General features: G+C 67.4%; 18 protein-coding genes. 15 read left to right on the forward strand and 3 right to left on the reverse strand.

Going from position 1 to position 20,506, the window contains the following annotated elements; all coding sequences use genetic code 11:
• Positions 1–5 precede the first annotated feature (5 nt).
• Positions 6–743 (reverse strand): pteridine reductase, encoded by a 738-nt coding sequence (locus tag AC1KVE_RS06475; RefSeq protein ID WP_184457172.1) that lies wholly within the window; start codon positions 741–743, stop codon positions 6–8.
• Between AC1KVE_RS06475 and AC1KVE_RS06480 the strand changes: the two genes are divergently transcribed.
• Both AC1KVE_RS06480 and AC1KVE_RS06485 read left to right on the forward strand, forming a co-directional pair.
• The gene (locus tag AC1KVE_RS06480; RefSeq protein ID WP_024939666.1) at positions 742–1,995 is read left to right on the forward strand and encodes a class I SAM-dependent methyltransferase; all 1,254 of its coding nucleotides are present in this window, start codon (positions 742–744) and stop codon (positions 1,993–1,995) included. The two genes, AC1KVE_RS06475 and AC1KVE_RS06480, sit on opposite strands and share 2 nt — an antisense overlap.
• 32 nt (positions 1,996–2,027) lie before the next feature.
• The gene (locus tag AC1KVE_RS06485) at positions 2,028–2,396 is read left to right on the forward strand and encodes a VanZ family protein (RefSeq protein ID WP_202397592.1); all 369 of its coding nucleotides are present in this window, start codon (positions 2,028–2,030) and stop codon (positions 2,394–2,396) included.
• A 224-nt stretch (positions 2,397–2,620) separates the two neighbouring features.
• Here the strand turns inward: AC1KVE_RS06485 and AC1KVE_RS06490 are convergent, their stop codons facing one another.
• Together AC1KVE_RS06490 and AC1KVE_RS06495 are read right to left on the reverse strand one after the other, a co-directional pair.
• A complete protein-coding gene (locus tag AC1KVE_RS06490; RefSeq protein ID WP_184457170.1) occupies positions 2,621–4,666 on the reverse strand; it encodes a TonB-dependent receptor in 2,046 nt (681 codons plus the stop codon).
• Between the two features lie 311 nt (positions 4,667–4,977).
• Positions 4,978–5,838 (reverse strand): 2OG-Fe(II) oxygenase, encoded by an 861-nt coding sequence (locus AC1KVE_RS06495; RefSeq protein ID WP_184457167.1) that lies wholly within the window; start codon positions 5,836–5,838, stop codon positions 4,978–4,980.
• A 189-nt stretch (positions 5,839–6,027) separates the two neighbouring features.
• Between AC1KVE_RS06495 and AC1KVE_RS06500 the strand changes: the two genes are divergently transcribed.
• From AC1KVE_RS06500 to gspM, 13 genes are all read left to right on the forward strand, one after another.
• Positions 6,028–7,506 carry a hypothetical protein gene (locus tag AC1KVE_RS06500; protein ID WP_481092186.1) on the forward strand — a complete coding sequence of 493 codons (1,479 nt, stop codon included), beginning with the start codon at positions 6,028–6,030 and terminating at the stop codon, positions 7,504–7,506.
• A 79-nt stretch (positions 7,507–7,585) separates the two neighbouring features.
• Positions 7,586–10,240: a TonB-dependent receptor domain-containing protein gene (locus AC1KVE_RS06505; protein WP_054591904.1), complete on the forward strand. Its 2,655-nt coding sequence runs from the start codon at positions 7,586–7,588 to the stop codon at positions 10,238–10,240.
• A 158-nt stretch (positions 10,241–10,398) separates the two neighbouring features.
• Entirely contained in the window at positions 10,399–11,211 is an 813-nt protein-coding gene (locus AC1KVE_RS06510; protein ID WP_481092185.1) for a type II secretion system protein N, read from the forward strand.
• Positions 11,208–13,289: a type II secretion system secretin GspD gene (gene gspD, locus AC1KVE_RS06515; protein WP_184457162.1), complete on the forward strand. Its 2,082-nt coding sequence runs from the start codon at positions 11,208–11,210 to the stop codon at positions 13,287–13,289. The genes AC1KVE_RS06510 and gspD overlap by 4 nt, the downstream gene beginning before the upstream one ends.
• 4 nt (positions 13,290–13,293) lie before the next feature.
• Positions 13,294–14,781 carry a type II secretion system ATPase GspE gene (gene gspE, locus AC1KVE_RS06520; protein ID WP_349781270.1) on the forward strand — a complete coding sequence of 496 codons (1,488 nt, stop codon included), beginning with the start codon at positions 13,294–13,296 and terminating at the stop codon, positions 14,779–14,781.
• Positions 14,768–15,964 carry a type II secretion system inner membrane protein GspF gene (gspF, locus tag AC1KVE_RS06525; protein ID WP_481092184.1) on the forward strand — a complete coding sequence of 399 codons (1,197 nt, stop codon included), beginning with the start codon at positions 14,768–14,770 and terminating at the stop codon, positions 15,962–15,964. Before gspE ends, gspF begins: the two co-directional genes overlap by 14 nt.
• Positions 15,965–15,992: 28 nt before the next feature.
• Positions 15,993–16,457: a type II secretion system major pseudopilin GspG gene (gspG, locus tag AC1KVE_RS06530; RefSeq protein ID WP_039513054.1), complete on the forward strand. Its 465-nt coding sequence runs from the start codon at positions 15,993–15,995 to the stop codon at positions 16,455–16,457.
• 27 nt (positions 16,458–16,484) lie between these two features.
• A complete protein-coding gene (locus AC1KVE_RS06535; protein ID WP_104553695.1) occupies positions 16,485–16,967 on the forward strand; it encodes a GspH/FimT family pseudopilin in 483 nt (160 codons plus the stop codon).
• A complete protein-coding gene (gene gspI / locus AC1KVE_RS06540; protein WP_435012549.1) occupies positions 16,951–17,331 on the forward strand; it encodes a type II secretion system minor pseudopilin GspI in 381 nt (126 codons plus the stop codon). Before AC1KVE_RS06535 ends, gspI begins: the two co-directional genes overlap by 17 nt.
• Positions 17,328–17,951, forward strand: coding sequence for a type II secretion system minor pseudopilin GspJ (gene gspJ / locus AC1KVE_RS06545; RefSeq protein WP_024939654.1), 624 nt, complete (start codon positions 17,328–17,330; stop codon positions 17,949–17,951). The genes gspI and gspJ overlap by 4 nt, the downstream gene beginning before the upstream one ends.
• Positions 17,948–18,940 (forward strand): type II secretion system minor pseudopilin GspK, encoded by a 993-nt coding sequence (gene gspK / locus AC1KVE_RS06550; RefSeq protein ID WP_435012551.1) that lies wholly within the window; start codon positions 17,948–17,950, stop codon positions 18,938–18,940. Before gspJ ends, gspK begins: the two co-directional genes overlap by 4 nt.
• On the forward strand, positions 18,937–20,025 hold the full coding sequence (gene gspL, locus AC1KVE_RS06555; protein WP_435012552.1) for a type II secretion system protein GspL: 1,089 nt from the start codon (positions 18,937–18,939) through the stop codon (positions 20,023–20,025). Before gspK ends, gspL begins: the two co-directional genes overlap by 4 nt.
• Positions 20,022–20,498, forward strand: a complete 477-nt coding sequence (gene gspM, locus AC1KVE_RS06560; protein ID WP_481092183.1) for a type II secretion system protein GspM — start codon at positions 20,022–20,024, stop codon at positions 20,496–20,498. Before gspL ends, gspM begins: the two co-directional genes overlap by 4 nt.
• Positions 20,499–20,506 lie beyond the last annotated feature (8 nt).

A 20,506-nucleotide genomic window follows, 5' to 3' on the forward strand; every position in this document is an offset into this window, starting at 1 on the left:
GCAGCTCAACTGAGCTGGCGGCCACCGTCCACATGCAGGGTGTGGCCGGTGACGAAGCCGGCGTCGTCCAGCAGCCAGCGCACCGCCTCGGCGATTTCCTCGGGCGTGCCGATGCGGGCCAGCGGCGTGCGTGCGAGCAGCGCCTGCCTGGCCGCTGCGGATTTGCCCTCCTCCGGCCACAGGATCGCGCCGGGCGCGACCGCGTTGACGCGCACCTCCGGTGCCAGCTCCAGCGCGAGCGAGCGGGTCAGCATTTCCAGCGCACTCTTGGACGCGCCGTACAGCGGGTGATTGCGCATCGGCTGCTGCGCGTGCAGGTCGGTGATGTTGACGATGGCGCCGCGGTGCTGGCGCAGCTGCGCGGCGGCAGCCTGGGCGATGAAGAACGGTGCGCGTGCATTGACTGCGAACAGCTCGTCCCATTGCGCGGCTGTCGCTGCGCCGAGCGCGGTGGGGTAGAACGCGGAGGCATTGTTGACCACGCCATCCAGGCGGCCGAACGCGGTGATGCAGTCGGCGACCAGCTGCGCCGGCGCCTCCGGCAGGCGCAGGTCGGCGTGCAGGGCCTGTGCACTACCGGCGCGCAGGGCGCACAGCTCCGCTACGCGCGCGCCGAGCGCCGCGCCGGAGCGGTGCGCATGCAGGGCGACGCGGTAGCCGGCCGCATGCAGCGTGGTGGCGATCTGCGCGCCAATCCGGCGACCTGCACCGGTGATCAACACCACCTTGGAACTGTCTGTCATGGCGTACTCGCTCGGCGTTGCAAAGGGCTCGGCTATCCTGTGCATTGTCCCCGCAACCGGTGCCCGCATGCACGCCGACCTTCCTACTCCCGATCCGGACGCCCTGGCGCATAGCGACCGGCTGGCCGCGCATCTGCGCGCCGAGATCGCCGCCGCCGGTGGTGCGATTCCGTTCTCGCGTTTCATGGAGCTGGCGTTATACGCGCCGGGTCTGGGCTATTACAGCGCCGGCTCCAGCAAGTTCGGCGAGGCTGGCGATTTCGTCACCGCACCGGAGCTGGGGCCGTTGTTCGCGGCCACCGTCTCCGGTGCGCTGGCACCGGTGCTGCAGCAGCTCGGGCCGCAGGCGCGCGTGCTGGAAGTGGGCGGCGGCAGCGGTGCATTTGCCGAAGTCACGCTCAAGCGCCTGCTTGAGCTGGATGCGCTGCCGGAGCGTTACGCGATCCTGGAGCCCAGTGCCGACCTGCGCGAGCGTCAGCGCGAGCGGTTGGGGCGCAGCCTGATCCCGCCGGTCTTCGATCTGGTGGAGTGGCTGGACGGGCCGTTCCCGGACGATTGGGATGGGGTGCTGTTCGCCAACGAAGTGATCGACGCATTGCCCACGCCGCGCTTCACGCTGCGCGACGGCGAGGTGTATGAAGAAACCGTGGTGCTGGATGCGCAGCAGCAATTCGCGCGCGGTGAGCAGCCGGCCGATGCCTTGCTGGGCGCGGCAGTGCGGCATCTGGAACGTTATCTGGAGCAGCCGTTCGCCGATGGTTATCGCTCCGAGCTGCTGCCGCAGTTGCCTTACTGGATCCAGGCGGTGGCTGGCGGTCTGAAGCGCGGCGCGATGTTGTTCGTCGATTACGGTTACCCGCGTGGCGAGTTCTATCGTGCGCAGCGCGAAGACGGCACCCTGCGCGCGTTCTATCGCCATCGTATGCATGAGGATTTGTATCGCTGGCCGGGCCTGCAGGATCTGACTGCGTCGGTGGACTTCACCGCGTTGGCCGAGGCCGGCACCGGAGCCGGTTTCGAATTGGCCGGCTACTGCACGCAGGCGAGTTTTCTGCTCGGCAATGGCCTGGATGCGTTGTTGGCGCAGGCCGACACGCGCACCGACGAAGTAGGGCGCATGCGGCTGCGCGAGCAGATCAAGCGGCTGACCTTGCCCAGCGAAATGGGTGAGCGCTTCCAGGTGATGGGTTTTGCGCGCGACGTCGATTTTGCGCCGGCATTCCTGGCGGGCGATCTCACGTGGCGGCTGTGACGCAGACGCTGCGCCCGTTTCATCGGCCGCGGTTGTGGGTGGGGTTGTGGATCGCTGCGATCGTGGTGGTGATCGCGGTCTGCCTGGGGCCGCCGCCGGAGATTCCGGAGCTGCCGGATAACAGCGACAAGGCCGAGCACTTTTTGACCTTCGCGCTGTTGTGCTGGGGCGCGGTGCAGTTGTTTGCCACGCGCCGCGCGCAGCTTGGTGCGGCCATCGGTCTGGTGGCTTTAGGCGTTGGCATCGAGATCGCGCAAGGCGCACTGACCACCAACCGAAGCGCCGACCCATACGATGCGCTGGCCGACACGCTGGGCATTGCTGCAGGCCTGTGCCTGGCGTGGACGCCGTTGTGTCTTGTGATGTTGCGGATCGACCAGCGCCTGTTCGCGCGGGGTTGAGTTGCGTGCGCGCATGCGTGTACGAATGCGCGTGTGCGCCAGGCACTGCCGTTATCGGGCGGTGTACTTGCGATGGCGCATTGACGTATCGGTAGCGGGTAGCGGGATGTCGTGGCAGCTGCCTGCAGCGTGTGGAGTCCCGGATCCGGCGCAGGGCTGCATCGGGTAGCAGCCACGCGTACATCATCGGATGAGACGTCGATCGCAGCCTGTGGATGCGCGGGTTACAGCTTCATGTTCAGGCCAAGATAGAGCTGGCGCCCTGCCGCTGGCGAAAACATCGGCTGCGCCTGCGTCCAGAAGAAGCTGTCGTACCACACGTAGGCATACTCGCGGCCGGTGGCGTTGCGGACCTGCAGATCCACGCTCCAGGCGGGATTGATGGTGTATCTGGCGGTGAGATCCAGGGTGGCGAAGCCGCCGTATTTGCCGGCCAGGTTGCGCTCCTCCAGATAGTAGTCGCCTTGCGCGCGGCCCTGCATTCCCAAGCGCAGCGCAGCGGTCGGGCGGTACTCGACGCCGACGTTGCTGATGTAACGCGGCGTTGCGGCCACTTCGCGGCCGACCAGCGACACGCTGGCATCGCGGTCGTCGCGTTCGATCTTTGCCTCCTGGTACGCGTGCGATGCCCATAGCGTCCACCTGTCGCCCAGCTGCGCATTGATCTGCGCATCCACCCCACGCCTGCGTGTCTTGCCCAGGGTGACGGTGGTGCCGGTGGCGGGCATGTTGGAGACTTCGTTGGCCGCATCCTGTTGCCACACCGCAATGCGCGCCTGGCCGCCCTGGAACGGGCTGAATTTCATGCCCAGCTCCACGCCGGTATTGGTGGACGGGCGGACGTCCGCCTGCCCGGCGGTGAGGTAAGCCGGCGCCGTGGACCCGGTCAGCACCTGGAAGCTGCGGCCCCAGTTGGCATAGACGTTGGTGGTCGGGGTGAAGGCGTAGACCAGGCTCAGTTTGGGCTGCTCGATGGTGCCATAGCGCTGCAGCGGCGCGCGAACGCCGCCGGGCAGTTGGGTGTCGCCGTCGAAGCGGTCCACACGGTAGGCCGGCACGATCTTCAGCGCCTCGGTCGGCTGATAGATCGCCTGCACGTAGGCGCCCCAGTTGTCGAAGGTATGGCGGTCGTCGTTCTGGATGCGTGCCGGCGTGGCATTGAAATTAGTGGGCTCGGCGTAGCTGAAGCGCTCGCGTCGGTAGGCGTTGTCCTGATGCTCGTAGTTGATGCCGCCTTCCAGGGTGAGCGTGTCGCTGCTGCGCCAGGTCAGCGTGTTGAGCATGCCGACCTGGGTCTCGTCCCAGATGCGGCGCTGGCGTGGCGCATTGCCGGTGGGCAGGTCGCTGAAGGTCACCCGGCGGTCGTCGTGATAGCGGTTGGAGTAAAGCTTGGTGCCGAAAAACAGCCCGTCTGCCAGCTTCAGATCCAGATGGACGCCGAACTGGCGCATGTCGCGGTCGTCGCCGTCGTTGCGGTTGCGCAGGTCCGAACTGCGACGGTCTGCCTGCATTTCCGCTGCGGTCATGAAGCCGGGTTCGTCGGCCTGGTTGTGATAGACGCGTGCGGTCAGACCAATGCGCATGCCGTCGTCGAGGTTGCCGTAGAACCATTTGCCGCCCAACGAATACTTGCTGGAGGTGTCGTGGTCGCGGTAGCCATCGGAAGCCTGCACGCCGACGAAATAGTTCTGCGCAAACCCGTCGCGTTCGCGTCCCACGGCCAGCTGCGCATCGCGGGTGTTGAAGCTGCCGTAGGTCAGGCGCGCGTCGGTGTAACTGCCGCCCTGGCGCGTGCCGAAATTGATGTTGCCGCCGATATTGTGCAGGCCGTAGCGCGGATCATTGGTGCCGCGCACCACTTCGATGTAATTGATTTCCAGCGGGAACAGCATGTCGATGAAGCGCTGGTTGCCACTGTTGACGTTGCTGGGGATGCCGTCGATCAGCGTCTTGATCGCATTGAGGTAACCCTCGCCGTTGAAGGCGCGAAAGCTGACCTTGCCCGATTCGGCGCCTTGCCGGGTTTCGGTGAGCTGGATGCCGGGCATCTGCCCGAGCAGCTCCCAGCTATAGGACACGTTCTTGTCCTCGATCTGATCGGCCCCCAGCACGTCCACCGAGGTCAGTACCTGATGCGCGGTGAGTTGGCCTTCGCCATGCTGGTGGACATCGACCTTGCCGAGCGTCAGCGCCGAATCGGACGACTGTGCGCGTGCCTCAGGGAGCAGCAGAACGGCGCCGACGGCCGCCGCGAGAATGTGGATCTTCATGGATCGGACAGCACCAATGCGAAGTGGGAAACCGAATGTGGCATCTTTTGCAATATTATAACATAAATGACAAATCTTCGATCCGAGCTGCAGGGTGCTCGCGGTGCGCGTGCGCTGCCGGGGCTGGATCGCGGCAGCCAGAGCGCTTCGCACCGCGCTCAGCGTGGCTGCGGTCAGCAGGATTGGAGGCCGGCAGCAGCTCCGGTGACCAGGTGTGGCTGGCCCGGCGCAACAGGCTTGGGTGGCAGGCGGCAGGGGGGGCTAGTCGCGTCGGTACGTGCCGGCCGCTGGTGCCGGTGTTCTGCGGAGCGTTAGCCGGGCATGCGTAGCGCGCGTTCGCGTAGCCACTTGGTCGCCACCCACTTTTCGCCTGCCAGGACCGGTGCGCCGGCATGCAGGCTGCGTGTCATTGGATGCGGGCGGTCGTAGCTGAAGAACACCGCATTGCCTTTGACGGCGGCAACGTCCAGGTGCGCATCGGGAAAGCGCGTGGCGCCGCCGCGTTCCGGCGTGTTGAGATACATCACCAGCGACGCGACGCGTTGGCCGCCGGCCTGGAGCAACACCGGCGTGCCGGCGGCCGCAGGGTCGAAGTAATCGTAGTGCGGTTGATACTCGGCGCCGGTGGCATAGCGCAACACCTGCAGTCCTTCGCCGTGGTCCACGGGCCAGTCGAGCAGGCGGGCGATGCGTGCTTCGATGCGTTGGCACAGCGCATCCTGCCCCAGCTGCAGGCACATGCTGTGGCTGGTGCGTGCGGCATGCACGATCTGCGCGCCGTTGTCGTTGTCCACCGTGCGCGAACGCGCCAGACGTGGCTGCGCCAGTGCGATCAATGCCTCGCATTCGGCATCGGACAGGAAATCGCCCAGCACCACCACGCGCGGCAGCAACAGGCTGACCAGCACGCGCACCTGGCGATCGCCCAGGTCCAGCAACGAGGCATCGTTGTGCTGCAGCACTGCCGGCACGCGCACCGGCACCGGCAGGCCATGGGTCTGCGCGTGCTGGTGGATGTGGTCGCGCAGCAGGGCCTCGACTGCATCGATGGCGTCCTGTTCGTTCCAGCCCTGATCCAGGAGCGGCTGTAGCGCCTGTTCGGGCGGCTGGCCGGCCATTGCCTGCGCAATGATCCAGTCGCCCAGGGCAGCGGGGATGGGAGGCGGAGTCATCCTCCTACAGTGCATGTCAATGTGTGGCAGGCATGTGTCAATTGTGTCGTCGTAAGACAAATGAAACAGACAGCCCCTATAAAAGTGACGGGGATCTTGAACGTGCTCGCCACTGCAGTGAGCGGAACGCAACCAATTCTTGACGACTCCTCTTCATACCGGACCTTCCTTGACCTGGAGATCAGCCGCATGTCCGTTCGCAATAGCAGTAAGACACTTCTCATGACCTTTGGTACCGCGCTGGCCTTGTCGGCCTGCGGTGGTGGTGCCGATCGTGTCGCCTCGCCCGGCGAGGGCGCATTTCCGCCGGCACCGACGCCGGCTCCCGCACCGACCCCGGCGCCCACGCCTGCACCGACGCCCGCTCCGGCACCGACCGGCCCGGCCGCCGATTGCCCGACCGGTTTCTCCAACGTCGGCACCATCGCCAACAACACGCTGCGCGCCTGCCAGCTGCCGGACACCATCAACGGCAACCTGGTGGTGCCGGCACGTGCGGGCACGGCGTATTCGATCAGCGGACGCGTCAACGTGGGCACCGACCGCGGCGGCAACGCCATCGCACCGGCCGCCGGCAGCACGCAGGGCATCCTGACCATCGAGCCGGGCGTGACCCTGTTCGGTTCGGCGGGTAGCGACTACATCGTGGTCAACCGCGGTTCGCAGATCTTTGCCGAAGGCAGCGCCACCGCACCGATCGTGTTCACCGCGCGCCAGGCGCTGGAGGGCCAGGTCAGCGCCAACACCATCGGCTTGTGGGGCGGCATCGTGGTGCTGGGCCGTGCGGCCATCAACAACTGCCCGGGCACCACGGTCTCCGGTACGCCGGAATGCCAGGCGCAGGTGGAAGGCACCAACGCGTTCTACGGTGGCAACAGCGCCACCGACAACAGCGGCTCCATGCGCTACCTGCGGGTGATGTATTCGGGCTTCGAAATTTCGCCCAACAACGAGCTGCAGGGCATCACCCTGGCCGGCGTGGGCAGCGGCACGCGCCTGGATCATGTGCAGATCCACAATAGCTCCGACGACGGTATCGAATGGTTCGGTGGCACCGTCAACGGCAGCCACATCGTGATCACCGGCGCCGACGACGATTCGCTGGATACCGACGCCGGCTGGAACGGCGCACTGCAGTTCGGCATCGTGGTGCAGCGCGCCGGTGGCGGCGACCGCATGAACGAGTGGAGCAGCCTGCGCCGTCAGCCGTATTCGCGTCCGAAGGTGGCCAACTTCACCTACGTGGGCAATGCGCGCGCCGGCGCGGCGATCATGCTCAACCAGGGCACGCAGGCCGCGTTCTACAACTCGGTCGTCACGCGTCCGGCCGGTGGCAGCGGTGATGGCCTGGTGTGCTTCAGCCTGGCCGATGCCGACACGCTCGGGACCTTCAACTCGGTGTTCTTCGCCTGCCCGACGGCCTTCGGCAGCGACGCGCGTGCGGCCACCCAGTTCGCGGCCGGCACCAACAACGTCGCCAACGGCGTGTCCACGTTGCAGAACACCTTCGTCAATGGCGCCAATGAAAGCGCCGTGCCGGCCTTCCAGGGCTTGAACGGGGTGAGCAGCTTCTTCCAGCAGGTGAACTACATCGGTGGCGTGCGCGATGCCAACGACACCTGGTGGCAGGGCTGGACCTGTGGCCTGACCGCCGATCGTCCCTGCTGAGGCACAGCATCGCAAGGCAGCCCACGCGGCTGCCTTGCGATGCGTCCAGCTTCATCTTTCAGTTGCCAGGGCTCCCACGATGCGAACCTCCGCTGTCGCCCGTCTCTCGCGGACGGGCCTGTCTCTTTCCATTTCCACCTTGCTGTTTTCCGGCGCTGCGCTGGCGCAGTCGACCACCACCGATGCCGGCTCTGCCAGCGGCAGTAGCAGCACCGCCACCAGTGCGCCCAAGCAACTCGACCAGGTCGTGGTGCGCGGCGAGTACATTCCCGAACCGATGCTGCAGACCTCGGAGGTGGCATCGTTCGTCACCCGTGAGGACATGGAGCGCACCGGCGACAGCAGCGCGGCGGTGGCACTGACGCGTGTCACCGGGCTGAGCCTGTCGCGCGGCAAGTATGTGTATGTGCGCGGCCTGGGCGAGCGTTATTCGTCGGCACTGTTCAACGGCTCGCCGTTACCCAGCCCCGAGCCGATGCAGCGCGTGGTGCCGCTGGATCTGTTCCCCAGCGATGTGCTGGCCAGCGTGACCGTGCAGAAAACCTATTCGGCCGATTATCCGGGCGAATTCGGCGGTGGCGTGATCGATCTGCAATCAATGGCAGTGCCGGACAAACCGTTCCTGTCGCTGACCGTGGGTGGCGGCGTCAACAGCGTCAGCACCGGCGAAAAAGGCCTGACCTATTACGGCTCCGGCGATGACGAATGGGGCTACGACGATGGCACCCGCAAGCAGCCTGCCGCGTTGCGCGATGCGATCCAGAGCGGCCGGCGCGTGGATCTGGGCAGTTTCTCGCGCGAGGACATCCGCCGTATCGGCCGCAGCTTGAACGACGCCAACCTGTATGTGCTGCAGGAAAAGGACAGTATCGCCCCGGACGTCAATGTCGGCGGCAGTGCCGGTTACAGCATGGACGTGGGCGAGGCCAAGCTGGGCATCATCGCGGTGGCCAGTTACGACAACGAGTGGCGCACGCGCACCGGCAAGCAGCAGGACGGTATCTTTGTCGGCGATACGGTCGAGTTCAATTCCAACTACGACTTCGCCACCACCCGCAACAACGTGCGCACCAACGGCATGCTGGGCCTGGGCTGGGAGTACGGCCGCCACACCATCGGCTGGACCACCTTGTATGTGCACGATGCTTTGAAGGTGGCACGCAGCCGTGCCGGCCGCGATGAGCTGGCCGGTTTCGATGTGCGTGACGACAACACCGAGTGGTACGAGCGCCAGCTGATCAACAACCAGCTGCGCGGCACGCACGCGTTCGGCGAGTACGACGATCTCAAGATCGAATGGCGCGCAGCGGTGGCCAATGCCAGCCGCGATGTGCCGTACGAAACCGGCATTCGCTACGAGTTGCTCGATGGCTACTGGGCGCACGATGCCTCGCGCGTGCAGAACTACACCCGCTTCAGCAAGGTCGACGACAAGGTGGCCAGCGGCGGGGTGGATGTGACCTGGCGTTTGCCGATCGAGCACGACTTCACCGTCAAGGGCGGTCTGGCCTATCTGGACAACGATCGCAGCGCGTGGAGCCGCGAGTTCCGCTTCCTGGCGCTGGACGGCCCGCTGCCGTTCTACAACCAGTTCCAGCGTGTGGATTACCTGATCTCCGATTACAACCTCAGCAACGATCTGCTGCGCCTGCGCGAGACCACCGGCAGCTTCGGTGCGGCCGCGTACGATGCGACCCTGAAGGTCAAGGCGGCGTATCTGCAGGCCGAGGGCGAGATCGTGCCGACCCTGCGCGCCACCGTCGGTGTGCGCTACGAAGACGCCACCCAGGCGGTGCATCCGTACGACATCTTCACTGGCGTGCGCCAGGACAGCGTGGCACCGCTGGAGAACAGCTACGCGCTGCCATCGGCCACGGTGACCTGGAACTTTGCCGAGAACCAGCAGCTGCGCTTTGGTGCGTCCAAGACCATCGCGCGCCCGCAGTTCCGCGAGATGGCGCCGCAGCAGTATCTGGACCCGGATATCGATCGCCAGTTCTTCGGCAACCCGTTCCTGGTCGATAGCGAGCTGGTCAACCTGGATGCGCGGTACGAGTGGTTCTTCGAGCCGGGCGAGTATTTCACCGTCGGCGCGTTCTACAAGAGCATCGACAAGCCGATCGAAGCCATCGTCAACGATGCGCCCGGCGGCGGCATCGTGCAGAGCTTCATCAATGCGCCCGAGGCCACCTTGTACGGCATCGAGCTGGAGGCCAAGAAATATCTGGACCTGCCGATCGCGGCCGACTGGTGGGGCGACAAGCGGGTGTTCGTGTCCGGCAACTACACGCGCACCAAGTCGGAGGTGAGTGCCAGCGATGGCGACACCGTGCAGCCGTTCGGCTTCACCGCACCGGTGCAGGCGACCTTGTTCATCCGCGATGGCTCGGCCTTGCAGGGGCAGTCCGATGACATCGCCAACCTGCAGATCGGTGTGGAAAGCGAGAGCACCCATAGCCAGGCCACCTTGATCGCCAACTATGTCGGCGAGCGGGTGTCCGCGCGTGGCCGGCCGGGGCAACCGGATTACATCGACAAGCCCGGCACCTCGCTGGATCTGGTGATCAAGAAGGGCCTGGTGTGGTCGGGCAATACGCTGTCGTTGAACTTTGCCGCACGCAACCTGCTCAAGACCAAGTACCAGGAATATCAGAGCCTGGGCAGCAATCGGGTGGACCTGTACGAGTACCAGCCCGGCGTGACGTATGACCTGAGTGTGACAGCGCGCTTCTGATTCGACGCCCGCTGCCGGTATCGCAAACGCCCGCCCTGCCTCGCATGGCGGGCGTTTGCATCTGGGTCTGTGTCGCCGTGTGTCGGCCTGTGTCATCACTTTCTTCGAACTGACACATTGCTGCCGCATTCTGTCATCCGACCGCAATCCTGAGACGGATGTCCGCTTTGCAGCGCGCTTTGCCCTCCTTGAAACCCCTGATGTCGGCGCGCGGCCGCAGTGCACTGGCCTGCGTGCTGCTGGCCTTGCTCGCGTTGCAGTGCGCGCGCGTGATGTGGTTGGTGATCGCCCCGATCGGGCCGTTGGGCACCACTCAGGTCGCCACGCCTGCACAGGCTGAATTGCCGGCACTGCGCCGCGATGTGTTCTATCGCAGCGTTGCGGAGGCGAATAGCGACGGCATCGTGTTGCATGGCGTACGCGCGGGTGGCGCGCAAGCGGCTGCGTTCCTGAGCAGCGGCGACGGCAGGCAGGGGGCGTATCGCATCGGCGATGGCGTAGTGGCTGGGGTGACGGTGCAGGCGATCGCGAGCGATCACGTGCTGCTGCGTACCGGTAGCGGCGTGCGACGTCTGGCCTTGGTGGAATCCACCGCGTCTGCGGCGGCCACATCGCCGGCAACGGCCGCGCCCGCAGCAGCGGGCGGCGCACCTGCGGTGACGTCGAATGTCGGCACCGCGGCCGGCACGGCCACGGCGGCGGCCGTCGACCCGCAACAACTGCTCACCACCGCCGGCCTGCGTGCAAGCGAAGACGGCAGTGGCTTCACCGTGATGCCGCGCGGCGATGGTGCGCTGCTGCGCCAGGCCGGCCTGGCGCCGGGCGATGTGCTCACCCAACTCAATGGCCGCACGCTCGATGCCGAACACCTGCGCGAGCTGCAGGACGAACTGCGCGATGGCCAGGCGGCCACGCTGACCTACCGCCGCGACGGCCAGACCCACACCATGACCTTGAAGCGCCCGCAATGACTGCTGCCCGCCCCAGATGGCTGTTTTCGGCCACGTTGTTGCTTGCCCTGCCGGCGGTGCCGATGCTGTCGCTGCATGCCGCCGATGCGCCGGCCGTGCGCCTGCAGGATGTGGACCTGCGCGCTTTCATCCAGGATGTGTCGCGTGCCACCGGCATCACCTTCATCGTGGACACGCGCGTGCAGGGCACGGTCAACGTGGCGCGTGCGCAGGCGATGTCGGAACAGGATCTGCTCGGCATGCTGCTGGCGGTCTTGCGTGCCAATGGCTTGATCGCGGTGTCCAGCGGGCCATCGACCTATCGCATCATTCCCGACGATACCGCTGCACAGCAGCCGGCCAGCGCCGCCAGCGGCAACCTGGGATTTGCCACGCAGGTGTTCACCCTGCAACGTGTGGATGCGCGCAGCGCTGCGGAGATCCTCAAGCCGTTGATCGGGCGCGGCGGCGTGATCATGGCGATGCCGCAGGGCAACAGCCTGTTGATTGCCGACTATGCCGACAACCTGCGCCGCGTGCGCGGCCTGGTCGCGCAGATCGACACCGACCGCGCGGCGATCGACACGGTGAGCTTGCGCAATAGCTCCGCGCAGGAACTGGCGCGCACGCTGACCTCGCTGTTCGGGCAGGGGGGCGAGCGCAGCAATGTGCTGTCGGTGTTGCCGGTGGAAAGCAGCAATTCGCTGATCGTGCGCGGCGACCCGGCGCTGGTGCAGCGGGTGGTGCGCACCGCGGTGGATCTGGACGGGCGTGCCGAACGTCGCGGCGATGTCAGCGTGGTGCGGCTGCAGCACGCCAGCGCCGAGCAATTGCTGCCGGTGTTGCAGCAGCTGGTCGGGCAGACCCCGGGCAACGAGGCGCAGCCCGGGCAGGACACGCGCTCCAACGCGGTGGATGTGGCCGCCGCTGCTGCGGGCGCTGCACAGACGCAGGTGATCACACCGGCCGCCGGCAAGCGCCCGGTGATCGTGCGCTACCCCGGCTCCAACGCCTTGATCATCAATGCCGACCCGGAAACCCAGCGTGCCTTGATGGATGTGATCCGTCAGCTGGACGTGCATCGCGAGCAGGTGCTGGTCGAAGCGATCGTGGTGGAGATCTCCGACACCGCCGCCAAGCGTCTGGGTGTGCAGCTGTTGTTGGCCGGGCGCAATGGCACGGTGCCGTTGATCGCCACGCAGTACAGCGGCGCCTCGCCGGGCATCGTGCCATTGGCCGCAGCGGCGGCCGGCACGCGCAGCAACAACGGCGACGACGATTCGGTGCTGGAACAGGCGCGCAATGTGGCCGCGCAATCGCTGCTGGGCCTGAGCGGCGGCCTGATCGGGCTGGCCGGGCAAAGCAACGATGCGGTGTTCGGCATGATCATCGATGCGGTCAAGAGCGACACCGGCTCCAACCTGTTGTCGACCCCGTCGATCATGACCCTGGACAACGAGCAGGCGCGCATCCTGGTCGGGCAGGAAGTGCCGATCACCACCGGCGAAGTGCTGGGCGCGGCCAACGACAACCCGTTCCGCACCATCCAGCGCCAGGACGTGGGCGTGGAGCTGGAAGTGCGCCCGCAGATCAATACCGCCGGCGGCATCACCCTGGCGATCAAGCAGGAAGTCTCGGCGATTGCCGGGCCGGTCAGCGCGCAGTCGTCGGAGCTGGTGTTCAACAAGCGCCAGATCGAAACCCGCGTGGTGGTGGAAAACGGCGCCATCGTCGCGCTCGGCGGCCTGCTCGACCAGAACGACCGGCAGACCGTGGAGAAGGTGCCGCTGCTGGGCGATGTGCCCGGGCTGGGCGCGCTGTTCCGGCACAAGTCGCGCAATCGCGACAAGACCAATCTGATGGTGTTCATCCGCCCGACCATCATCCGCGACGCGGCCGATGCGCAGCGCATGACCGCGCCGCGCTACACCTATCTGCGCGATCGCCAGTTGGCGGATGGCGACCCGGAAGCCGCGCTCGATGCGTTGGTGCGCGACTACCTGCGTGCGCAGCCGCCGCAGCTGCCGGCCGCGCCATCGTCGGCCGTGCCCGCACCGGCAACAACGCCTGCGCCCGGCGCGCGTCCCGCGCAGCGCTGATGCCATGAACACCGCGCGCGCCAGCATTTCCTACGCGTTTGCCAAGCGCCACGGCGTGGTGCTGCTGGGCAGCGACAGCGCCGCGCAGATCGGCCTGCGCGAAGGCGGCGACGTGCAGGCGCTGATCGAGCTGCGGCGTGCGCTGGGCATGCCGTTGCAGGTGCGCACGCTGGCGCCGTCGGTGTTCGACCGGCATGTGTCGGAGATCTACGCCGATGCCGGCATGGATCAGGGCGTGCAGGTCGAGGCGCTGGACCTGCACGGCAGCCTGGATTCGTTGATCGACGACATCCCCACCGCCGATCTGCTCGACAGCCAGGACGATGCGCCGATCATCCGCCTGATCAACGGCATCATCGCCGAGGCCGCGCGCCTGGGCGCCTCGGACGTACATCTGGAGTCCTACGAATCGCGGCTGCGCGTACGCCTGCGCGTGGATGGGGTGATGCGCGAGGCGGCCACCTTGCCCGGACGCATCGCGCCGTTGCTGGTGTCGCGGGTCAAGGTGATGGCGCGGCTGGATATCGCCGAAAAACGCATCCCGCAGGATGGCCGCGTGTCGCTGGTGATGGGCGCCAAGGCGCTGGACGTGCGCGTGTCCACGCTGCCGACGCGCAGCAGCGAGCGGGTGGTGCTGCGCATCCTGGACAAGGAGCAGGGCACCTTGTCGCTGGCCCAGTTGGGCATGCCGCCGGCGGTGATGCACACGGTGCAGCGCGCCCTGCAGGTGCCCAACGGCATCGTGCTGGTGACCGGGCCGACCGGCTCGGGCAAGACCACCACGCTGTATGCGGCGCTGAGCCTGCTCAACGATGGCTCGCGCAACATCCTCACGGTGGAGGACCCGGTGGAATACGCCATCGACGGCGTCGGCCAGACCCAGGTCAATGCACGTGTCGGCATGACCTTCGCGGCCGGCTTGCGCGCGATCCTGCGCCAGGATCCGGACGTGGTCATGATCGGCGAAATCCGCGACGCCGAGACCGCGCAGATCGCCGTGCAGGCCAGCCTCACCGGCCACCTGGTGCTGTCCACCGTGCACACCAACGATGCGGTGGGCGCAGTCACGCGGCTGCGCGACATGGGCATCGAACCGTTCCTGCTCGCGTCGAGCCTGCGGCTGATTCTGGCGCAGCGCCTGGTCCGTCGCCTGTGCACGCAGTGCCGCGCACCGCGCCTGCTGGATGCCAGCACGCGGCAGATGTTGCAGGCGCCCGACGATGCAACCATCTACGCCGCCGTGGGCTGCGCGGCCTGCCACCACAGCGGTTATGCCGGGCGCGTGGGCATTTACGAAGCCATCGCGGTGGACGATGCGATGCGCCGCCTGATCGGCGACAACGCCGACGAGGATGCCCTGGCGGCAGCGGCCTTCGCACGCGCAGCGCGCCTGGGCGATGCCGCGCGCGCCGCTGTGCTGCAAGGCCTCACCACGCTGGAAGAAGCGCTGCGGGTCACCCGCCAGCAGGACGATGCGCATGCCGCGGTTTGACTACACCGTGCTCGACCTGCATGGGCACAGCCGTCAGGGCGTGATCAGCGCGGACACGGTACAGGCTGCGCGTGCGCAACTGGAGCAGCGGCAGTGGGTGCCGGTACGCGTGGAGGCGGCGGTGGCGGCCAGCAGCGTGCGTCCGGCGCGTTTCAGCGGCAAGGATCTGGTGCTGTTCACCCGGCAACTCGCCACGCTGGTGGAAACCGCGCCGCTGGAAGAAGCGCTGCGCACCATCGGCACGCAATCCGAGCGGCGCGGCGTGCGCCGGGTCACCGGCCAGACGCACGGGCTGGTGGTCGAGGGCTTCCGCCTGTCCGATGCGATGGCGCGCCAGGGCACTGCGTTTCCGCCGCTGTACCGCGCGATGGTGGCCGCGGGCGAGAGTGCCGGGGCGCTGCCGCAGGTGCTGGAGCGCCTGGCCGACCTGCTGGAGCGGCAGGCGCAGGTGCGCAGCAAGCTGCAGTCTGCGTTGGTGTATCCGGCGGCCTTGGCCCTGACTGCCGGTGCGGTGGTCATCGTGCTGATGACCTTCGTGGTGCCCAAGGTGGTGGACCAGTTCGATTCGATGGGCCGCGCATTGCCATGGCTGACGCGCGCGGTGATCGGCGTGTCTAACTTCCTGTTGCATGCAGGCATTCCGTTGCTGGTGGCACTGGTCATTGCGGTGATCGCAGCGCTGCGCCTGCTCAAGCGCCCGGAGGTACGCCTGGCGGCCGACCGTGCGGTGCTGCGCGCGCCCTTGCTCGGCCGGTTGATCCGCGACCTGCATGCCGCACGCATGGCGCGCACGCTGGCGATCATGGTCAACAGCGGGTTGCCGCTGATGGAAGGGTTGATGATCGCCGCGCGCACCGTCGACAACCGCGCCTTGCGGCTGGCCACCGACAACATGGTCGCGGCAATCCGCGAGGGCGGCAGCCTGGCCGCGGCGATGAAGCGCGCCGGCGTGTTTCCACCGACGCTGCTGTACATGGCCTCCAGTGGCGAAAACAGCGGGCGCCTGGCGCCGATGCTGGAGCGCGCCGCCGATTATCTGGAGCGCGAGTTCGCGTCCTTCACCACCGCGGCGATGAGCTTGCTGGAGCCGGCCATCATCGTGCTGCTCGGCGGCGTGGTGGCGGTGATCGTGCTGTCGATCCTGCTGCCCATCCTGCAATTCAACACCCTCGCGCTTGGTTGAGCGCGGACGCTTATCTCTGGAGATCCTCATGCAGTCCATCCCTTCTCGCGCACGTCCTGGCTCGCTCACTGCGCGCGCGCGCCTGCGCGGCTTCACCCTGGTCGAGTTGATGGTGGTCATCGTCATCATCGGCCTGCTGGCCACGGTGGTGATGATCAACGTGATGCCCAGCCAGGACCGCGCCATGGTCGAGAAGGCGCGTGCCGACGTGGCGGTGCTGGAGCAGGCGCTGGAGACCTATCGCCTGGACAACCTCAGCTACCCGAGCACCGAACAGGGCCTGCAGGCCTTGCTCAATGCGCCGAGCGGATTGACCCGGCCCGAGCGCTATCGCCAGGGCGGCTATATCCGCCGCCTGCCGGAAGATCCATGGGGCCATGCGTATCAATACCGCCGCCCGGGCCGCAGTGGTGGCTTCGACGTCTACTCGTTCGGTGCCGATGGTGCCGAAGGCGGCGACGCCGACAATGCCGATGTCGGCAACTGGCGCTGAGTCGCAGCGGTGCTCGCGCAACCGGCCATGGCAAGGCAAGCACGGGCATGTGCGTCGCGGGCGCAGGCGCGCGGCTTCACCCTGCTCGAACTGCTCGCGGTCCTGGTGATCACCGCACTGGCCAGTACGCTGGTGGTGCTGACCTTGCCCGATACGCGGCGCGACCTGCACGACCAGGCCGATGCATTGGCCAGTGCCCTGCTGCACGCACGCGACGAAGCCATCCTGAGCCTGCGCATGGTCGAGGTGACCGTGGATGCAGGTGGCTACAGGTTCCGCCGCCAGGCGCAGCAACGCTGGGTGCCGCTGGATGAAAAACCGTTCGCCGCGATGCGCTGGCCTGCCGGCGTGCAGACGCAGTTGCCGGTGGGCGGGACGCAGTTGAGCGTGCGCTTCGATCCCACCGGTGCGGCCACGCCGCAACGCATCGCGCTGGCCGACGGCCAGCAGCAGCTGCAGGTGGTAGTGGACGCCGCCGGCGTGGTACGGGTCGATGCGCCCCTGCGGTAATCCCCATGCCTGCGCCGGGTTTTCGCTGCTCGAACTGATGGTCGCGCTGGCGATCTTCGGCATGGCCGTGGTTGGCCTGCTGAACCTGTCCGGCGAAAGCACGCGCACCGCGGTGGTGCTGGAAGAACGCGCACTGGCTGCAGTGGTTGCGGAGAATCAGGCGATCGACGCGATGCTGGCGCCCACCGCCGCAGCAGTGGCGCCGGCGAACGGCCACGAAATGCTGGGCGGACGCAGCTGGGACTGGCAGCGTACGTCGATGCCGGCCGGCAGTACCGGCATCGTGCGCATCCAGGTGCAGGTGCGCGCCGCAGCGCGGGCGCAGGAAATCGCCAGCGTAAGTGTCCTGCGGAGCGCCGAATGATCCGCACACCTCGCAGCGCAGCGGGCAGCCGTGGCAGCGCGGGCTTTACCTTGATCGAGCTGTTGGTCGCCCTGGCGGTGTTCGCGCTGGTGGCGGTCGCCGCGGTGGTGGTGATGCGCCAGAGCATCGACCAGCGCGATGCGGTGCGTGCACGTTTGCAGCAGGTCCGCGAGTTCCAGCTTGCACATGGCCTGTTGCGCAGCGACCTGCAGCAGGCCGCAGTGCGGCGCACGCGCAACAGTGAGGGCGGCGCTGCACGCACCGCGTTCGTCGCCAGCCCGCCCGGTGTGCCGGGGCCGCTGTTCGGTTTTGTGCGACGCGGCTGGAGCAATCCGGATCAGGCGCCGCGCGCGTCGCTGCAATACGTGGAATACCGCGTGGTCGATGGACGCCTGGAGCGCAGTGCACGCCCCGCACTCGACGGTGCAATCGCCGGTCCGCCGCAGGTGGTGTTGCGTGGGGTGCGCTCGGCGGTGGTCGGGTTCCATTATCGCGCGCAGTGGAGCGATGGCTGGAGCGGCGGGCTCGACGCACTGCCGGATGCGATCTCGCTGGAGCTGGACCTGGAGCAATGGGGCCGCGTGCGCCAGTTGTTCCTGCTGCCGGAGGGGCGCGGATGAAGGCCTTGAACGCACACGCCGGGCAACGCGGCGTCGCACTGCTGACGGTGCTGTTGCTGGTGGCGGTGATGACGTTGCTGATGGTCGCAGTGCTGGACGATCTGCGCTTTGGCCTGCGCCGCAGCGGCAACGGCGAGGCGATGACGCAGGCGCAGTGGTATGCGTTGGGCACCGAAACCATCGCCCGGCAACGCCTGCAGGCACTGGCCAGGCGCGACCCGATGCGCACCACGCTGGAGGGTGGCTGGAACGATCAACCGGTGACCTTCCCGCTGGACGACGGCGCAGTGAGCGTGCGGCTGCGCGACCGCGGCGGCTGCTTCAATCTCAACAGCGTGGTCGCCGGTGCGCCCGAGCAATGGCAGCGCAGCGACGACGGCGCAGCGCAGTACCGCGCCTTGCTGGAGGTGCTGGGCATTGCACCGCAACAGGCGCAGGTGCTGACCGATGCGCTGGTGGACTGGATCGACAGCGATAGCCAGCCCGGTGCGCAGGGCGCCGAAGACGATCGCTACCTGCAATCGGCAGTGCCGTTGCGCAGCGGGGCAACCCTGCTGGCGGGCGTCAGCGAGCTGCGCGCCATCGCCGGCTACACGCCGCAGGTGATCGCGCAGTTGCGGCCGCATGTGTGCGCACTGCCGGAGGCGCGGCTGTCGCCGGTCAACATCAATACGTTGCGTCCGCAGGATGCGCCGGTGCTGGTGGCGCTGACCGGAGGCGCCCTGGAATTGCCGGCCGCGCGCCGCGTCATCGCCGCGCGGCCGGCCGGAGGATGGCGCGACGCCAGGACCTTCCTGAGCCAGCCAGCGCTGATCCAGGCCGAGCTTTCCAATGCAGTGTTGGAACAGATCGAATTACGCACCCGTTATTTTTCCCTCTACAGCCAGGTCGACCATGCCGGCGCGCAGGTCGTACTGGACGCCTTGCTGCAGCAGGATCCTGCCGGGCGCGTGCGGCTGGTGGCGCGCCAATGGAGTTCCGACGAATGAGTACCACCTTGCTGTTGCTGCCCGCCGATGCCACCGCGCACGCGATCGCCGTGCGTGTGGACGCGCATGGCCAGGTACTGTCGCAGCGCGTGGCCAGCGCGCCGTACGAACCGTCCGCACGCAGCGTGCTGGTGGTGCCGGGCGTGGATGTGCATCTGCGCTGGCTGAGCCTGCCCGGCCGCAGCATCGCGCAGTCGGTCGCGGCCGCGCGCCTGCAACTGGCCGAACATCTGGCTGTGGAGACGCCGGCCCTGCATGTGGTGATCGCCGATCGCAGCGAGGCCGATGGCACGCGCCTGGTCGCTGCGGTGGATGGCGCAACGATGCAGCAGTGGTTGGCGCGCGCAGCGCAGCTGGGCGTCGTCCCCGATGCGGTGGTGCCCGATTGCCTGTTGCTGGAGCCCGGCGCGGACGCTGCGGCGGCAGTGGTGGACTGGGACGGTCGCTGGCTGATCCGTGGCGCAAGCCTGGCCTGCAGCCTGGAGCCGGAGGCCGCGCGCATGCTGCTGGGCGCGCGCGCGCCGGCACAGCCGCCAGCGCAGGACACCGCGCACGCCATTGCCTGCCTTGCGCAAGGCGCCACGCGCGCACCGATCAACCTGCTGCAACAAGCGTTCGCTGCGCGGCCGGCCGCGCAGCGAACGGTCACTACGCGCCGTCTTGCGGCGCTGGCCGCGCTGGTGCTGCTGTCGCCGCTGGTGCTGGTGCTGGCGCAGACACTGCGCTACGAAATCGGCGCGCGCCTGCTGCAATCGCGCGCCGCCGCGCAGTTGGGCGTGCGCGATGCGGCGGCGGTGCCGGCCGCGCTGCAGGCACGCCGGCACACCGGGGCAGCGGCCGATCGCCTGGCCATGCAGCTCGGCGACTTGTTCGCGGCGGTCGATGCCATGCCGGCGGCGGAACTGGATCAGATCGACTATCACGCCACACAGCCGCTGCGCGGCACCCTGCTGCACGCCGATGGCGCCAGCCTGCAACAGTTGTCCACGCGTCTGGCCGGGAAGGGGTGGCAACTGCAGCCCGGTAGCAGCCAGGGCGAGGACGATCGCCTGCGGACGTCATTCGTGCTGGAGCCATTGCGATGACTGCACCTGTGCAACGCGGCATGCAGTGGTGGCAGACGCGTGCGCCGCGCGAGCGGCTGATGCTGGGCGTGATGTGCGCCGCCGTGGCTGCGTTCGTCGCCTGGTACGCGCTCTACACCCCGTTGCGGCACTGGCGTGCCCAGGCGCAGGCGCGCTATGCCGCTGCGGCGCAGTTGGTGCTCGATGCATCTGCGCAGGCATTGGCGAGCAGGCGTACCGCTGCTCCTGGTACGGCGGCACTGAGCGAGCTCATCGCAAGCAGCGCACGCGATGCCGGCGTCGGCATCACCTCGCAGCAGCGCAACGCAGCGGGCGGGGTGGACGTGCAGATCGATGCGGTCAGCGCCGCCAGCTTGTTCGGCTGGCTGGAGCGGCTGCGCCAGGCGCATGACCTGGCGCCGACGCAGCTGAGCATCGTGCGCGACCAGGGCCAACTGCGGGTACGCTGCGGGTTTACGGAGCCTGCACCGTGACGCGCCTG

The sequence above is a fragment of the Xanthomonas sp. NCPPB 2864 genome (assembly GCF_056675615.1).

Coding starts and splice junctions, on each gene's coding strand:
- AC1KVE_RS06480 (WP_024939666.1), top strand. CDS start 742: ATGGCGTACTCGCTCGGCGTTGCAAAGGGCTCGGCTATCCTGTGCATT.
- AC1KVE_RS06475 (WP_184457172.1), bottom strand. CDS start 743: ATGACAGACAGTTCCAAGGTGGTGTTGATCACCGGTGCAGGTCGCCGG.
- AC1KVE_RS06490 (WP_184457170.1), bottom strand. CDS start 4,666: ATGAAGATCCACATTCTCGCGGCGGCCGTCGGCGCCGTTCTGCTGCTC.
- AC1KVE_RS06495 (WP_184457167.1), bottom strand. CDS start 5,838: ATGACTCCGCCTCCCATCCCCGCTGCCCTGGGCGACTGGATCATTGCG.
- AC1KVE_RS06500 (WP_481092186.1), top strand. CDS start 6,028: ATGTCCGTTCGCAATAGCAGTAAGACACTTCTCATGACCTTTGGTACC.
- AC1KVE_RS06505 (WP_054591904.1), top strand. CDS start 7,586: ATGCGAACCTCCGCTGTCGCCCGTCTCTCGCGGACGGGCCTGTCTCTT.
- AC1KVE_RS06510 (WP_481092185.1), top strand. CDS start 10,399: ATGTCCGCTTTGCAGCGCGCTTTGCCCTCCTTGAAACCCCTGATGTCG.
- gspD (WP_184457162.1), top strand. CDS start 11,208: ATGACTGCTGCCCGCCCCAGATGGCTGTTTTCGGCCACGTTGTTGCTT.
- gspE (WP_349781270.1), top strand. CDS start 13,294: ATGAACACCGCGCGCGCCAGCATTTCCTACGCGTTTGCCAAGCGCCAC.
- gspF (WP_481092184.1), top strand. CDS start 14,768: ATGCCGCGGTTTGACTACACCGTGCTCGACCTGCATGGGCACAGCCGT.
- gspG (WP_039513054.1), top strand. CDS start 15,993: ATGCAGTCCATCCCTTCTCGCGCACGTCCTGGCTCGCTCACTGCGCGC.
- AC1KVE_RS06535 (WP_104553695.1), top strand. CDS start 16,485: ATGGCAAGGCAAGCACGGGCATGTGCGTCGCGGGCGCAGGCGCGCGGC.
- gspI (WP_435012549.1), top strand. CDS start 16,951: ATGCGCCCCTGCGGTAATCCCCATGCCTGCGCCGGGTTTTCGCTGCTC.
- gspJ (WP_024939654.1), top strand. CDS start 17,328: ATGATCCGCACACCTCGCAGCGCAGCGGGCAGCCGTGGCAGCGCGGGC.
- gspK (WP_435012551.1), top strand. CDS start 17,948: ATGAAGGCCTTGAACGCACACGCCGGGCAACGCGGCGTCGCACTGCTG.
- gspL (WP_435012552.1), top strand. CDS start 18,937: ATGAGTACCACCTTGCTGTTGCTGCCCGCCGATGCCACCGCGCACGCG.
- gspM (WP_481092183.1), top strand. CDS start 20,022: ATGACTGCACCTGTGCAACGCGGCATGCAGTGGTGGCAGACGCGTGCG.